The 16,468-nt window shown below is 54.0% G+C and carries 12 protein-coding genes, 1 tRNA gene and 1 pseudogene; all 14 read right to left on the reverse strand.

Annotated features, from left to right (window positions below; genetic code table 11):
- Positions 1 to 104 (reverse strand): GTP-binding protein (locus tag IEV29_RS15890; RefSeq protein WP_229726451.1); only part of this gene is annotated, 104 nt, incomplete at its 3' end.
- A gap of 93 nt (positions 105 to 197) precedes the next feature.
- Entirely contained in the window at positions 198 to 2,303 is a 2,106-nt protein-coding gene (gene fusA / locus IEV29_RS15895) for an elongation factor G (protein ID WP_188382277.1), read from the reverse strand.
- Positions 2,304 to 2,423: 120 nt separating this feature from the next.
- Positions 2,424 to 2,894 carry a 30S ribosomal protein S7 gene (gene rpsG, locus IEV29_RS15900; protein ID WP_188382278.1) on the reverse strand — a complete coding sequence of 157 codons (471 nt, stop codon included), beginning with the start codon at positions 2,892 to 2,894 and terminating at the stop codon, positions 2,424 to 2,426.
- Between the two features lie 135 nt (positions 2,895 to 3,029).
- Positions 3,030 to 3,360 (reverse strand): annotated as a pseudogene (locus tag IEV29_RS15905) (30S ribosomal protein S12).
- A gap of 391 nt (positions 3,361 to 3,751) precedes the next feature.
- Complete coding sequence (gene rpoC, locus IEV29_RS15910) at positions 3,752 to 7,996, reverse strand: DNA-directed RNA polymerase subunit beta' (protein WP_188382279.1); 4,245 nt, start codon at positions 7,994 to 7,996, stop codon at positions 3,752 to 3,754.
- Positions 7,997 to 8,254: 258 nt separating this feature from the next.
- Positions 8,255 to 12,361, reverse strand: coding sequence for a DNA-directed RNA polymerase subunit beta (gene rpoB / locus IEV29_RS15915; RefSeq protein WP_188382280.1), 4,107 nt, complete (start codon positions 12,359 to 12,361; stop codon positions 8,255 to 8,257).
- Positions 12,362 to 12,621: 260 nt separating this feature from the next.
- Positions 12,622 to 12,999, reverse strand: a complete 378-nt coding sequence (gene rplL, locus IEV29_RS15920; protein ID WP_188382281.1) for a 50S ribosomal protein L7/L12 — start codon at positions 12,997 to 12,999, stop codon at positions 12,622 to 12,624.
- A gap of 93 nt (positions 13,000 to 13,092) precedes the next feature.
- On the reverse strand, positions 13,093 to 13,638 hold the full coding sequence (gene rplJ, locus IEV29_RS15925; protein ID WP_188382286.1) for a 50S ribosomal protein L10: 546 nt from the start codon (positions 13,636 to 13,638) through the stop codon (positions 13,093 to 13,095).
- A 310-nt stretch (positions 13,639 to 13,948) separates the two neighbouring features.
- Complete coding sequence (gene rplA / locus IEV29_RS15930; protein ID WP_188382282.1) at positions 13,949 to 14,644, reverse strand: 50S ribosomal protein L1; 696 nt, start codon at positions 14,642 to 14,644, stop codon at positions 13,949 to 13,951.
- Position 14,645: 1 nt separating this feature from the next.
- Entirely contained in the window at positions 14,646 to 15,077 is a 432-nt protein-coding gene (gene rplK, locus IEV29_RS15935) for a 50S ribosomal protein L11 (RefSeq protein ID WP_188382283.1), read from the reverse strand.
- A gap of 125 nt (positions 15,078 to 15,202) precedes the next feature.
- On the reverse strand, positions 15,203 to 15,805 hold the full coding sequence (gene nusG, locus IEV29_RS15940) for a transcription termination/antitermination protein NusG (RefSeq protein ID WP_188382284.1): 603 nt from the start codon (positions 15,803 to 15,805) through the stop codon (positions 15,203 to 15,205).
- Positions 15,805 to 16,188 carry a preprotein translocase subunit SecE gene (gene secE / locus IEV29_RS15945; protein WP_188382285.1) on the reverse strand — a complete coding sequence of 128 codons (384 nt, stop codon included), beginning with the start codon at positions 16,186 to 16,188 and terminating at the stop codon, positions 15,805 to 15,807. Before secE ends, nusG begins: the two co-directional genes overlap by 1 nt.
- A 36-nt stretch (positions 16,189 to 16,224) precedes the next feature.
- Positions 16,225 to 16,300 (reverse strand) — tRNA-Trp (locus tag IEV29_RS15950).
- 64 nt (positions 16,301 to 16,364) lie between these two features.
- Positions 16,365 to 16,468 (reverse strand): EF-Tu C-terminal domain-related protein (locus tag IEV29_RS15955; RefSeq protein WP_507763460.1); only part of this gene is annotated, 104 nt, incomplete at its 5' end.

Consider the following 16,468-nt stretch of genomic DNA (forward strand, 5'->3'; position numbering starts at 1 on the left):
ACCGTTGCGATCGCTGCGGTCAGCGTGGTTTTACCGTGATCAACGTGACCAATCGTGCCCACATTCACGTGCGGCTTGGTCCGCTCGAATTTGCCTTTTGCCATTTTATTCTTCCTTCAAAAAGAACGATTTGTTTATCAAAACAATGAATTTAACTGTGTACAACATACCCACTCCTCTCGGAGCGGGTATCAAACTTACTTGGCTTTGGACGTCACGATTGCATCGATGACGTTCTTAGGCGCTTCAGCGTAGTGCTTGAATTCCATCGAGTAGGTTGCACGGCCTTGGGTTGCCGAACGCAGCGAAGTCGAGTAACCAAACATTTCCGACAGCGGCACTTCAGCCTTGATGATCTTGCCACCACCGCCAGCAATCTCATCCATACCTTGCACCATGCCGCGACGGGACGACAGATCGCCCATCACGGTACCGGCGTAGTCTTCCGGCGTTTCCACTTCCACAGCCATCATTGGCTCAAGAATGACCGGATTTGCTTTGCGGCAGCCATCCTTGAATGCCATCGAGCCAGCCATGCGGAATGCATTTTCGTTCGAGTCAACATCGTGGTACGAACCGAAGGTCAGCGTAACTTTGACGTCAACCACTGGATAGCCAGCCAACACACCCGACGTCAGCGTTTCACGAACACCTTTTTCAACTGCAGGGATGTATTCGCGAGGAACCACACCACCTTTGATTGCGTCGACGAATTCAAAGCCTTTACCCGGCTCTTGTGGCTCGATCGTCAGAACAGCGTGACCGTACTGACCACGACCACCGGATTGCTTGACGAACTTGCCCTCAACATCGGTAACTGCCTTGCGGATCGTTTCGCGGTATGCAACCTGTGGCTTACCAACGGTCGCTTCCACGTTGAATTCGCGCTTCATGCGATCGACGATAATGTCGAGGTGCAACTCACCCATACCAGCGATAATCGTTTGACCCGATTCTTCGTCGGTACGTACGCGGAACGATGGATCTTCTGCAGCCAGACGGTTCAGTGCCAGACCCATTTTTTCCTGGTCAGCCTTGGTTTTTGGCTCAACAGCTTGCGAGATCACTGGCTCAGGGAAGACCATGCGCTCGAGAACAACAACAGCCTTGTCATCGCACAGCGTGTCACCGGTCGTCGTGTCTTTCAGACCAACGATTGCGGCGATATCACCTGCCAGCATTTCCTTGATTTCTTCACGTTGGTTCGCGTGCATCTGAACGATACGGCCGATACGCTCCTTCTTGCCTTTAACGGAATTCAGAACGGTATCGCCCGAGTTCAGGGTGCCCGAGTAGCAACGAATGAAGCACAATTGACCAACGAATGGATCGGTTGCAATCTTGAATGCCAACGCCGAAAATTTCTCGTCGTCTTTTGCTTCACGCACGACTGGCTCTTCGTCTTCGTCCACACCAGGAACTGGTGGAATATCGACAGGCGACGGCAGGTATTCAATCACGCCGTCCAACATCGCTTGCACGCCTTTGTTCTTGAACGCGGTACCGCACATCATTGGAACCAGCTCACCCGCGATCGTGCGCTGACGAATTGCTGCCTTGATGTCAGCTTCGCTCAGGTCACCATCTTCCAGGTATTTGTTCATCAGCTCTTCCGATGCTTCGGCGGCTGCTTCGACCATGTTTTCACGCCATTTTTGCGCTTCATCGACCAGATTCGCAGGGATGTCCTGGTAGTCGAACTTCATACCTTGCGATGCGTCATCCCAGATGATCGCCTTCATCTTGACCAGATCGATCACACCAGCGAAATTTTCTTCTGCGCCGATAGGCACTTGCATAGGCACAGGGTTAGCCTTCAGACGCGCACGCATCTGATCGTAGACCTTGAAGAAGTTCGCGCCAGTACGATCCATCTTGTTGACGAATGCCAGACGTGGAACCTTGTACTTGTTTGCTTGGCGCCAAACGGTTTCCGACTGCGGCTGCACGCCACCAACTGCACAGTAAACCATGCAGGCACCGTCGAGAACACGCATCGAACGCTCAACTTCAATCGTGAAGTCGACGTGGCCCGGGGTGTCGATGATGTTGATGTGGTGCGCAGGGAAGTTGTTTGCCATGCCCTTCCAGTAGCAGGTCGTCGCAGCAGACGTAATCGTGATGCCGCGCTCTTGTTCCTGCTCCATCCAGTCCATGGTTGCAGCGCCATCATGCACTTCACCGATTTTGTGGTTCACACCGGTGTAGAACAGAACGCGCTCAGTGGTGGTGGTTTTACCAGCATCAATGTGAGCAGAAATACCAATGTTACGGTAGCGCTCAATGGGGGTCTTGCGGGCCATAGTTAATCCTAATTCGTTTTAATGAACAAAACCGAGCGCCATTTTTACAATGTGCCCGGCCTCGAACAAATTACATATAAGGCAAGTGCATGCTGAAAGCACACACATTTACCCAATCTATTAGAAGCGGAAGTGCGAGAACGCCTTGTTCGCTTCAGCCATGCGGTGAACTTCATCGCGCTTTTTCATCGCGCCACCGCGGCTTTCTGCCGCTTCCATCAACTCACCAGCCAAACGCAATGGCATGGATTTTTCGCTACGCTTGTTTGCAGCTTCACGCAACCAGCGCATCGACAGTGCCATACGGCGAACTGGACGCACTTCAACTGGCACCTGGTAGTTCGCACCACCAACACGGCGCGACTTTACTTCAACCAGTGGCTTGCAGTTGTTGATTGCAGCAGCGAACACTTCCAGCGGATCTTTGCCGGATTTGGCCTGGATTTGCTCAAACGCACCGTAGATGATGTTTTCAGCAACCGATTTCTTGCCGGACAACATCAATACATTAACGAATTTAGCAACATCAACATTGCCGAATTTTGGATCTGGCAAAATTTCCCGTTTCGGGACTTCACGACGACGTGGCATTTCGATTCCTTTTCAATCTTCAGTTGAGCAGCAGCTTTTTTGCCACCGACTCGCGGACGATCATCATAATCACCCACTTACTCGGCCCATTCGGGACCGACCCTTTATTCCGCAGAGACTGCAGAAAACGACTTATTACTTCTTGGCAGCTTTCGCGCGCTTCGCACCGTACTTCGAACGTGCTTGCTTACGATCTTTCACGCCCTGGGTATCCAGTGCGCCGCGAACCATGTGATAACGCACACCCGGCAAATCCTTCACACGACCGCCGCGCAGCAGCACGACACTGTGTGGTCAGGCGAACTTTGGCGACCTTACGAAGCGCCGAGTTAGGCTTCTTAGGAGTCGTGGTGTAAACGCGGGTGCAAACGCCACGTTTTTGCGGGCTGTTTTCCAGCGCCGGCGATTTGCTCTTGACGCGTGCGGAGACACGCGGCTGGCGAATCAGTTGATTGATAGTTGGCATCGATCTCTATCCAGCTTAATTACTACATTAATAATACGGCCTCGAAAACGGTTGTTCGAAGCCTCGGGAAATCATGCGGAAGAATGGAATTCTACGCGCGGCTCGACCGGGAGCCATGAAGGAAGAAGCGCGCAAGGAGAGTGCAGAAAAGCAGACCAAAGAACGCTTAAGCCCAGCAGAGCCTAAAATCGAGAACTCGCGAGTATATCCCTCATGCGCAAGAGCGTCAACTATCTCGCCAAGTAAACAAGCAGCGTTGCAAATACGCCATGCGCATCTATCCGGCTACTAAATTGGTAGCAAGCACTCACATTAAGCGTCGTAATAAAAAAGGCACCGAAATTCGGTGCCTTTTTCTGATTCCTGCCTGGTTTTATTAAAACCAGCGTGATCAGGATGCGTCGGTATCGCTGTCCGGGATGCTGGATACGTCGGCGAAATGCGCTTCGGCTTCCGCAGCACGCGCCGCTTTTTCCGATTGCAGCAGTGCCTGACGTTCTTCTGCTTCCCACGTTTCCTTCTCTTTGCGGGCACGATGGAATGCCAAACCGGTACCGGCAGGGATCAGGCGACCGACGATGACGTTTTCCTTCAGACCACGCAGACCGTCTTTCTTGCCCATGATCGCCGCTTCGGTCAGGACACGGGTCGTTTCCTGGAACGATGCAGCCGAAATGAACGAATCGGTCGACAGCGATGCCTTGGTGATACCCAGCAACACGTTTTCGTACGTTGCAGGGATCTTGTTCTCGGCAGTCACGCGATCGTTTTCGTCCAGCAACTCGGAGCGCTCAACCTGCTCACCCGTGATGTAGCTGGTATCACCCGGCTCAACCACCTGAACGCGGCGCAGCATCTGACGCACGATGACTTCGATGTGCTTGTCGTTGATCTTCACGCCTTGCAGACGGTAGACGTCCTGCACTTCGTCGACGATGTAACGCGCCAGCGCTTCGATACCCAGCAGGCGCAGAATGTCTTGCGGATCGGCCGGACCGTCCACAATCATCTCGCCCTTGTTCACAACCTGGCCGTCGTGCACCAGCACTTGCTTGTCCTTGGTGATCAGGAACTCGTGCTTGTTGCCGTCCATGTCGGTGATTTCCAGGCGCTGCTTACCTTTGGTTTCCTTACCGAATGCAACGGTACCCGTCACTTCGGCCAGCATGCCGGCGTCTTTTGGCGAACGTGCTTCGAACAGCTCGGCAACGCGCGGCAGACCACCGGTAATGTCACGGGTTTTCTGCGATTCGGTCGGAATACGCGCCAGCACTTCACCAACGCTCACTTGCTGACCGTCTTTCACGGTGATCAGCGCACCCACCTGGAAGCCGATGGTCACTGCATGCTCGGTGCCGGCGATCTTGACTTCTTCACCTTGCTCGTTGAGCAGCTTGACCTGCGGACGTACCGATTTGGTGGTCGAACCGCGACGTTTCGCATCGATCACAACCAGCGTCGACAGACCGGTCACTTCGTCGATCTGACGTGCAACGGTTACGCCTTCTTCGACGTTTTCGAACTTCACGGTACCAGCGTACTCGGTGATGATCGGACGGGTCAGCGGATCCCATGTTGCCAGCGGTGTGCCCGCCTTGATGACCATGCCGTCCTGAACGATCAGGGTTGCGCCATATGGCACTTTGTGACGTTCACGCTCACGACCGATATCGTCCGTGATCAGGACTTCGCCCGAACGGGAAATGACGATCTGGCCGCCTTTACCATTGGTGACGTAACGCATGGTTGCCGTGAAGCGAACCGTACCGTTCGATTTGGCTTCCACCGACGAAGCCACGGCTGCACGCGATGCTGCACCACCGATGTGGAAGGTACGCATGGTCAGCTGGGTGCCAGGCTCACCGATCGATTGCGCTGCTACCACACCGACTGCTTCACCGGCATTGACCAGCATACCGCGACCCAGATCGCGACCATAGCACTGTGCGCACAGACCAAAGCGCGTATCGCAGGTCAGTGGCGTGCGGACTTTGACTTCGTCGATACCAAGTTGCTCGATCTCTTCGACCATGTCTTCGTTGAGCAAGGTGCCGGCTTCATACAGCGTTGCCTGCGTTTCAGGATTGATGATGTCGGTTGCAGCAACGCGACCGAGGATACGGTCACGCAGTGCTTCGATCACTTCACCACCTTCAACCAGCGCTTTCATCGATGCGCCGTTCGAGGTACCGCAATCGTCTTCGATCACGACCAGATCCTGCGTCACGTCGACCAGACGACGCGTCAGGTAACCCGAGTTTGCCGTTTTCAGCGCGGTATCAGCCAGACCTTTACGTGCACCGTGAGTCGAAATGAAGTACTGCAACACGTTCAGACCTTCGCGGAAGTTCGCGGTGATCGGTGTTTCGATGATCGAACCGTCTGGTTTCGCCATCAGACCACGCATACCTGCCAACTGACGAATCTGTGCTGCAGAACCGCGAGCACCGGAGTCGGCCATCATGTAAATCGCGTTGAACGATTCCTGCGTGGATTTGCTGCCATCACGCTTGACGACATCTTCCACTTTCAATTGATCCATCATGGCCTTGCCGACGTCATCGCCAGCCTTGCCCCAGATATCAACAACCTTGTTGTAACGCTCGCCAGCGGTAACCAGACCCGAAGCGTATTGCTGTTCGATCTGTTTGACTTCGCTTTCCGCGGTCGCAATGATGTCGACTTTTTGTGGCGGCACCAGCATGTCGTCCACACAGATCGAGATGCCAGCGCGCGTTGCAAGACGGAAGCCCGATTGCAGCAACTGGTCGGCAAACACGACTGTGGCACGCAGACCGCACTTTCGGAACGACAGATTGATCAGACGCGAAATCTCTTTCTTCTTCAACGCGCGGTTCAGCACGCTGAATGGCAGACCTTTCGGCAGGATTTCCGACAGGATGGCGCGACCAACCGTGGTTTCATAACGGGTAACGGTTTTTTCGAATTCGCCGGTTTCCGCATTTTTCGGATACTCGGTAATACGCACCGTGATGCGCGAGGTCAGCTCGACTTCCTTGTTGTCGTAGGCACGAATGACTTCCGACACGTCTGGGAAAAGCATGCCTTCGCCCTTGCCGTTGATCTGTTCACGCGTTGCGTAGTACAGACCCAGCACGATATCTTGCGACGGAACGATCGATGGTTCGCCGTTCGATGGGAACAGGATGTTGTTCGACGCCAGCATCAGCGTGCGTGCTTCCATCTGTGCTTCGATCGATAGTGGAACGTGAACCGCCATCTGATCGCCGTCGAAGTCGGCGTTGAACGCCGCACAGACCAGCGGGTGCAATTGAATTGCCTTGCCTTCGATCAGAACTGGCTCAAACGCTTGAATACCAAGACGGTGCAGCGTTGGCGCACGGTTCAACATGACCGGATGTTCACGGATCACGTCTTCCAGGATGTCCCAGACGACTGGCTCTTGGATTTCAACCAGCTTCTTCGCTGCCTTGATGGTGGTCGCGAGACCCATCAATTCCAGCTTGTTGAAGATGAATGGCTTGAACAGTTCCAGCGCCATCAGCTTAGGCAGACCGCACTGATGCAGTTTGAGCTGTGGACCAACCACGATCACTGAACGACCGGAGTAGTCGACACGTTTACCCAGCAAGTTTTGACGGAAACGACCGCCCTTGCCTTTGATCATTTCTGCCAGCGATTTCAGCGGACGCTTGTTGGCGCCGGTCATCGCTTTACCGCGACGGCCGTTATCCAGCAGCGAATCGACTGCTTCTTGCAGCATGCGCTTTTCATTACGCGTAATGATCTCTGGTGCGCGCAATTCCATCAGGCGCTTCAGACGATTGTTACGGTTGATGACGCGACGATACAGATCATTCAGATCGGAGGTCGCAAAACGACCGCCATCCAGTGGCACCAGTGGACGCAGCTCTGGCGGCAGCACTGGCAGCACTTCCATGATCATCCAGTCAGGCTTGATGCCCGAACGCTGGAACGCTTCAAGCACTTTCAGGCGCTTGGCGTATTTCTTGATCTTGGCTTCCGACTTGGAATCCTTGAGTTCTTGACGCAGGGTTTCTGCATCACGGTCGATGTCGATCGAACGCAGCAGCTCACGGATACCTTCCGCGCCCATGAATGCGGTGAAGTCATCGCCGAATTCTTCGTATTTGGCCGCATAGTCGTCTTCGGACATGATCTGGCATTTTTTCAGCGGGGTCATGCCAGGATCGGTCACAACGTAGGCTTCAAAATACAGAACGCGTTCGATATCACGCAGCGTCATGTCGAGGACCATACCCAGACGCGATGGCAGCGATTTCAGGAACCAGATGTGTGCGGTTGGCGATGCCAGTTCGATATGGCCCATGCGCTCACGACGCACCTTGGCCAGCGTGACTTCAACGCCGCATTTTTCACAGATGACGCCACGATGCTTCAGGCGTTTGTACTTGCCGCACAGGCATTCGTAATCCTTGATAGGCCCGAAAATCTTGGCGCAGAACAGACCGTCGCGCTCAGGCTTGAAGGTACGATAGTTGATGGTTTCCGGCTTTTTGACTTCGCCGTAGGACCACGAACGGATTTTCTCAGGGGACGCCAGACCAATCTTGATCGCGTCGAATTGTTCGTTTTGCTGAACTTGCTTGAATAAATCGAGCAGTGCTTTCATGTATCACTCCAGTTGGCGTGAAAAACGCTGATGTAGACGAGGTGGTCGCGCCAGACTGCTTGAAGACCCTGTTCGCATCTGCGGGAGAGCTGAGCCGTAGAGGCAGAGTTCCGCAGATACCGGGACAGCTGACGTTTCCGAACTGCTTGCTGCTGAATACTAAAACTTTTACTGCTAACTCTTTTAAAGCGCCGAAGCGGCGCTTGTCTGAAACGCGCAAAGCGAAGCGACGTTTCCATCGCTTCGCTTTCCTTACGATCAGTCGCGCTCGAGATCGATATCGATACCCAGGGAGCGGATTTCCTTCACGAGAACGTTGAAGGATTCCGGCATGCCGGCATCGATCACGTGATCGCCCTTGACGAGGTTCTCGTACACTTTGGTACGGCCATTCACGTCATCGGACTTCACGGTCAGCATCTCTTGCAGCACGTACGATGCGCCGTATGCTTCCAGTGCCCAGACTTCCATCTCACCGAAGCGCTGACCACCGAACTGCGCTTTACCGCCGAGTGGCTGCTGCGTAACCAGCGAGTAAGGACCGGTCGAACGTGCATGCATCTTGTCATCGACCAGATGGTGCAGTTTGAGCATGTGCATGTAGCCGACCGTAACGGTACGCTCGAAAGCTTCACCGGTACGACCATCGTACATCGTGACCTGGTTTTTTGACGGCGTCATGCCAAGGTTCTTGGCGATGTCATCCGGATAAGCCAGGTCCAGCATGCGACGAATTTCTTCTTCGTGTGCACCGTCAAACACAGGCGTTGCAAACGGCACGCCATGCTTGAGATTGTTGGCCAGCGCCAGCACTTCCTCGTCGGAGAACTTGTCGATTTCTTCCGATTTACCCGATTCGTTATAGATCGTGGTCAGGAACTTGCGCAGTTCGGTTGCCTTGGCATGTGCGTTCAGCATTTCGCCGATACGCAGGCCCAGACCCTTAGCAGCCCAGCCCAGGTGGACTTCCAGAACCTGACCGACGTTCATACGCGAAGGAACGCCCAACGGGTTCAGCACGACGTCAGCTGGCGTACCGTCGGCCATGTATGGCATGTCTTCGATCGGCACGATGCGCGAAACCACACCCTTGTTACCGTGACGACCTGCCATCTTGTCGCCAGGCTGCAGGCGACGTTTGACCGCGAGGTAAACCTTGACCATCTTCTGAACGCCTGGTGGCAACTCATCGCCTTGCGTCAGCTTCTTGCGCTTTTCTTCAAAGGCCAGATCGAACTGGTGACGCTTCTCGGCGATCGATTCCTTGATCGCTTCGAGTGCGTTTGCCGATGCGTCGTCCGAAGGACGGATATCGAACCAGTGGTACTTGTCCAGATCGTCCAGATATTCCTTGGTGATCTTGGCGCCTTTGGCGATTTTCTTCGGACCGCCGTTGACAACTTTACCGATCAGCATCTTTTCCAGACGCTGGAAGGCATCGCCTTCAACAATACGCAACTGATCGTTCAGGTCGAGGCGATAGCGTTGCAGCTCATCGTCAATGATCTGCTGTGCACGCTTGTCGCGCTGAATGCCTTCACGCGTGAAGACTTGCACATCAATGACTGTACCCACCATGCCGGAAGGCACGCGCAGCGACGTATCTTTCACGTCGGACGCTTTTTCACCGAAGATCGCGCGCAGCAGTTTTTCTTCTGGCGTCAGTTGGGTTTCGCCTTTTGGCGTCACTTTACCGACCAGCGTGTCGCCAGCGGTGACTTCAGCGCCGATGTAGACGATACCGGATTCATCCAGACGCGCCAGCTGGTTTTCAGCCAGATTGGAGATATCACGGGTGATTTCTTCTGCACCCAGCTTGGTATCACGTGCAACAACCGACAACTCTTCGATATGAATCGAGGTATAACGATCGTCTGCCACCACTTTTTCGGAGATCAGAATCGAATCTTCGAAGTTGTAACCATTCCATGGCATGAACGCGACCAGCATGTTCTGACCCAGAGCCAATTCGCCCAGGTCTGTCGATGCGCCGTCCGCGATGACGTCATGTTTTGCAACGCGATCGCCAACTTGCACGATAGGACGCTGGTTGATGTTGGTGTTCTGATTCGAACGGGTGTACTTGATCAGGTTGTAGATATCGACACCGACTTCGCCAGCCTGTGCTTCATCGTCATTGACACGAATCACGACACGGCCTGCATCGATGTAGTCAACCACACCGCCACGCAATGCTTGCACGGTGGTACCCGAGTCAACTGCAACGGTGCGTTCGATACCGGTACCGACGAATGCTTTTTCCGGACGCAAGCAAGGCACCGCCTGACGTTGCATGTTGGCACCCATCAGCGCACGGTTCGCATCATCGTGCTCGAGGAACGGAATCAGCGATGCTGCAACCGAAACAACCTGACCTGGCGCCACGTCCATGTACTGAACGCGCTCTGGCGAGACCAGAATGGTTTCACCCGCTTCACGTGCCGACACCAGCTCATCCGACAGCTTGCCGGAGTTGTCGATCGTCGCATTCGCCTGCGCGATGATGTAACGACCTTCTTCAATGGCGGACAGATAATCGATCTGGTTGGTCACCTTGCTGCCTTCAACCTTGCGGTAAGGCGTTTCCAGGAAGCCGTACTCGTTCAGACGCGCATACAGCGCGAGCGAGTTGATCAGACCAATGTTCGGACCTTCAGGCGTTTCGATCGGGCATACACGGCCGTAGTGGGTCGGATGCACGTCGCGGACTTCAAAGCCGGCGCGTTCGCGGGTCAGACCACCAGGGCCCAAGGCGGAGACACGACGCTTGTGCGTAATTTCCGACAATGGATTGGTTTGATCCATAAATTGCGACAACTGCGACGAACCGAAGAATTCACGGATTGCTGCCGAAATCGGCTTGGAGTTGATCAGATCGTGCGGCATCAGATTGTCAGCTTCTGCCTGACCCAGACGCTCTTTAACGGCACGTTCGACACGCACCAGACCTGCGCGGAACTGATTTTCCGCCAGTTCGCCGACACAACGCACGCGACGGTTACCCAAGTGATCGATATCGTCGACTTCGCCACGACCATTGCGCAGCTCAACCAGAATCTTGATCACAGCCAGGATGTCGTCGTTCGACAAGGTCATGTCACCCGTCAGCTCATCGCGACCGATACGACGGTTGAACTTCATACGACCAACCGACGACAGATCGTAACGGTCAGCGTTGTAGAACAAGCCGTTGAACAGCGCCTCAACCGAATCTTCGGTTGGCGGTTCGCCAGGACGCATCATGCGATAGATCGCAACACGCGCAGCCATCTGGTCTGCGGTGTCATCCATGCGCAAGGTTTGCGAGATGTAAGCGCCTTGATCAAGATCGTTGGTGTACAAGGTCTGGATGGTTTCGATGCCAGCTTCGCGCAGGCGTGCCAGCGTTTCTTCGGTCAACTCATCATTGGCGTTGGCAATCACCTCGCCGGTATCGCCATCGACAATGTTCTTGGCCAGGACGCGACCCAGCAGGTAGTCTTCCGGCACGGAGATGTGCTTGATGCCTGCGGACTCGATATCACGCACGTGCTTGCTGTTGATGCGTTTGTCCTTGGCAACCATGACTTTGCCGGACTTGTCGGTGATGTCGAAACGTGCGACTTCGCCACGCAGACGTTCGGCAACGAACGCCATTTCAGCGCCATCGGCGTGCAGTTTGAAGTCATCGAAAACAAAGAAGTTTTCGAGGATCTGTTCCGGCGTCATGCCGATTGCCTTCAACAGAATCGTGACAGGCATCTTGCGGCGGCGGTCGACACGGAAGAACAGGATGTCTTTCGGATCGAACTCGTAGTCAAGCCACGAGCCACGGTAAGGAATGATACGTGCCGAGAACAGCAGCTTGCCCGACGAATGCGTCTTGCCGCGGTCATGTTCGAAGAACACACCTGGCGAACGGTGCAACTGGGAAACAATCACACGCTCGGTACCGTTAATCACGAACGAACCGGTCGACGTCATGAGCGGCAGTTCGCCCATGTAGACTTCCTGCTCTTTCATTTCCTTGACGACCGGCTTGGTTGGCGACTCCTTATCCAGAATCACCAGACGCACTTTTGCACGCAGCGGCGACGCGTACGTCAAACCACGTTGTTGGCATTCCTTGATATTGAACGGCGGATCGCCTAAAACGTACGACAGGAATTCGAGACGCGCAAAACCATTGTGCGACACGATAGGGAAAATCGAGGTAAAGGCAGACTGCAAACCTTCGTTCTTGCGCTGAGACGCGATAACATTTTCCTGCAGGAAGCTTTCGTAGGACTCAAGCTGGGTTGCAAGCAGGAACGGAACGTTGTGGACGTTGGCGCGTTTCGCAAACGATTTGCGAATGCGCTTCTTCTCAGTAAATGAGTAGTGCATGGACACTCCGTGAGTGACAGGGGAAGGATAGAGAATTCAGGATTCGGATCACGATGGCCAGCTTGCACGAATGCAATTTGACACATAGAAACCTCAAGTCTCTGCCCTTTGAACGAACCTACAAGGATACCCGACTTTGGAGAAACCCGCTTTCGGAACCCAAAAATACAAAAACGACAAGGAGCCAAAGCCGAACCATTCTTTCGAATGGTTCCGCGCTTTGGCTCTTACGCTGAAAGTCAGCGCGAACAAAATCTCGATTACTTGAGATCTGCTTTCGCGCCAGCTTCTTCCAGTTTTTTCTTGGCTGCTTCTGCGTCTGCTTTTGGCAGGCCTTCCTTAACTGGCTTCGGTGCACCGTCAACCAGATCTTTGGCTTCTTTCAGGCCCAGACCGGTGATTTCGCGAACCGCTTTAATGACGCCAACTTTGTTTGCGCCGACTTCGGTCAGAACAACGTTGAATTCGGTTTGCTCTTCAGCAGCAGCTGCGCCGCCAGCTGCGCCGCCAGCTGCTGGAGCAGCCATTGCAGCAGCGGATACGCCGAATTTTTCTTCGAATGCCTTGACCAGGTCATTCAGTTCCAGAACCGTCAGGTTGCCTACGGCTTCCAGGATGTCGTCTTTGCTAATTGCCATTTGAAACTCCTAATTTTTCAATAATTACATCTGATTGGTACTGACGCGAATACGTCGAAACACAGCGCGAGAGCCGCTATTGCGGCTGCCCGATTACTCCGCTGCTGCTTCGGTCGATTCGGCCGCTGGTGCTGCAGCTGCAGGCGCATCGCCTTCAGACTTTTTAGCAGCAAGAGCAGCCAGACCACGCGTAAAGCTCGCAACCGGAACCAGCATCATGCCCAGAACTTGGGCCAGCAGGACTTCACGGCTAGGAATATTTGCCAACGCTGCAACAGCCGCTTTATCCAGCGACTTGCCTGCGTAGTTACCTGCTTTGATGACCAGTTTGTCGTTGGTTTTAGCAAAGTCGTTGAGAACTTTGGCTGCAGCAACAGCGTCATCCGAGATCGAGTAGATCAGCGGACCGGTCAATTCAGAAGCGAGCGGGGCAAATGCGGTGCCTTCAACAGCGCGACGAGCAAGCGTATTTTTCAATACGCGCAGGTACACGCCTTCGGCACGCGCTTTGGCGCGCAGTTGAGTCAAGTGACCAACCTGGATGCCACGATATTCAGCCACGACGATGGTCTGTGCCGATGCAACTTTGGCAGAGATTTCGGCGACTACGGCCTTTTTGTCATTCAGATTGAGCAAGATTCAACCTCCAAAAATGATGTTCGGCAATTGCACAACCATGATTGATTGCCTGCCTTGCATCTGTTCGAACACGGCGTCCGAAGTTAGGAGTTCCGTACTGGAGAACCAGCGAAAGAGACTGCAAAACTTGTTCGGGGTCACCATCTGCGCTGGGTATCGATCGTTGCCGATTCGACGTTTACCTTTGCACATCAAACTGCATGTGCGCCGCCCAACGGTCTTTGATTGCCTGAACCTGCCCGACTACTACCAAAACAGGTCCAGCCCAAAGATGCGCCTGCCGCCGAAGCAGCAGGACTTGATTCAGTGATTAAGCCGACAGCGTCGCCTGATCAACACGCACGCCTGCGCCCATCGTCGAGGACAGCGAAACCTTGCGCAGGTAAACGCCTTTGCTCGATGCTGGCTTGGCTTTGTTCAATGCGTCGATCAGTGCCAACAGATTCGATTTCAGCGCGTCGTCCGAGAACGATTTGCGACCGATGGTGGCGTGAATGATGCCTGCCTTGTCGGTACGGTACTGAACCTGACCTGCTTTTGCGTTTTTGACAGCGGTTGCGACGTCAGGCGTAACGGTACCGACTTTCGGATTCGGCATCATGCCGCGTGGGCCAAGAATCTGACCGAGCGTACCAACGATACGCATGGTGTCTGGCGAAGCGATGACGATGTCGAAAGGCATGTTACCTGCCTTGATCTGGTCAGCCAGATCTTCCATGCCGACGATGTCTGCACCAGCAGCTTTCGCTTGCTCAGCCTTGTCGCCCGAAGCAAACACAGCAACGCGAACGGTTTTGCCGGTACCAGCTGGCAGCACAACGGAACCGCGCACAACCTGATCCGACTTCTTAGGATCAACGCCGAGCTGAACCGAGATATCAATCGATTCGTCGAATTTAGCGGTTGCGCATTCCTTGATCAACGCAACAGCGCTGTCGAATGGATATGCCTTGATGCGATCAACTTTTGCCTTGATTGCCTTAGCGCGTTTGGACAGCTTAGCCATGTTACAGACCCTCCACCGTGATACCCATCGAGCGAGCGGAACCAGCGATGGTACGCACTGCAGCTTCGAGGTCGGCCGCGGTCAGATCCGGGCCTTTCAATTTAGCGATTTCTTCAGCTTGCGCACGCGTCAGCTTGCCAACCTTGTCGGTATGCGGCTTGGCCGAACCTTTTTGCACGCCCGAATGCTTCTTGATCAGGTACGTTGCCGGTGGCGTCTTCATCACGAACGTGAAGGACTTGTCGGCGAATGCGGTGATCACGACAGGAATCGGCATGCCTGGCTCGACACCTTGGGTCTGCGCATTGAATGCCTTGCAGAATTCCATGATGTTCAGACCACGCTGACCCAGTGCCGGGCCGATTGGAGGGGATGGGTTTGCCTTACCAGCTGGAACTTGCAGCTTGATAAAGCCAATGATTTTTTTGGCCATGATGGCTCCTACATTGGTTTGAGTGGTAGCGCCCTTTCGCCGTCTTGCGACACACTACTAAGGCTCCTCTTGGTACTGCCATTGCGTTCGACAGATCATTCGATCCGTCACGCCACAATCTGCGCTTAAACTTTTTCGACCTGACCGAACTCGAGCTCGACTGGCGTGGCGCGGCCAAAAATCGTGACCGAGACGCGCACTTTGGATTTCTCGTAATTGACTTCTTCGACGTTGCCGTTGAAATCGGTAAACGGACCATCCTTGATACGCACCATTTCGCCGACTTCATACAGCACTTTTGGACGCGGTTTTTCGACGCCATCCTGCATTTGCTGCATGATCTTATCGACTTCATGCGGCGGAATCGGCGTCGGCTTGTTCGACTTGCCACCAATAAAGCCGGTGACTTTATTGGTGTTCTTGACCAAGTGCCAGGTTTCATCCGTCATTTCCATCTCAACCAGGACATAGCCCGGGAAGAAACGACGTTCGCTAACCGACTTGTGGCCGTTTTTTACTTCAATGACTTCTTCAGTCGGAACCAGAATCTGACCAAACTGATCTTCCATGCCAGCACGCGCTACGCGCTCCAGCAATGCGCGCTGCACACTTTTTTCCATACCGGAGTATGCGTGCACGACGTACCAGCGCTTCTTGCTTGTAGATGCTGCAGTAGCAGCGGCGCCCGCGGCGCCGTCTTTTGCATCATCCTGAATAGAATCGCTCATTATCTTTTCCAGCCCAAAATCAGGTCATACAACACAACTTCGAGCAGCTTGTCCGTACCCCACAGAAAAATCGCCATTACCACCACAAAACCGAAAACGATTGCAGTCATCTGCAATGCTTCGCGACGCGTTGGCCAGACAACCTTTTTGGTCTCACGAACAGCTTCTTTAGAGAAGTTGAGGAAATCGCGACCCGGCGTGGACGTCCACGCAATCGCAACCGCCACAACCAAACCACCAACCAAAGCAGCAGCACGAATCGCTGTTGCCTTGTCCGACAAAACATAAAAACCAACAACGCCCGCGATTGCAGCAAAAATCGCCAGCGCGACCTTTGCCTTGTCGCCTGACGCGCTTACAGTTTGTACGGGTTGATTAGACATACTTTTTTGCTTTCGGTACCCTGCACCAGAATTCGGTGGCAGGGGCGGAGGGCCTCGAACCCCCAACCTACGGTTTTGGAGACCGTCACTCTGCCAATTGAGCTACGCCCCTACGATTGCACTACCACTACATGAATTAACTACGGCGATCCGAAGATCGCCGCGTCATTCATTTCTTACTCGATGATCTTGGCCACAACACCAGCGCCGACGGTACGACCGCCTTCACGGATTGCGAAACGCAGACCTTCTTCCATTGCGATCGGGTTGATCAGCTGAA

This window comes from Oxalicibacterium faecigallinarum, assembly GCF_014635705.1.
GTDB classification, from domain to species: domain Bacteria; phylum Pseudomonadota; class Gammaproteobacteria; order Burkholderiales; family Burkholderiaceae_D; genus Oxalicibacterium; species Oxalicibacterium faecigallinarum.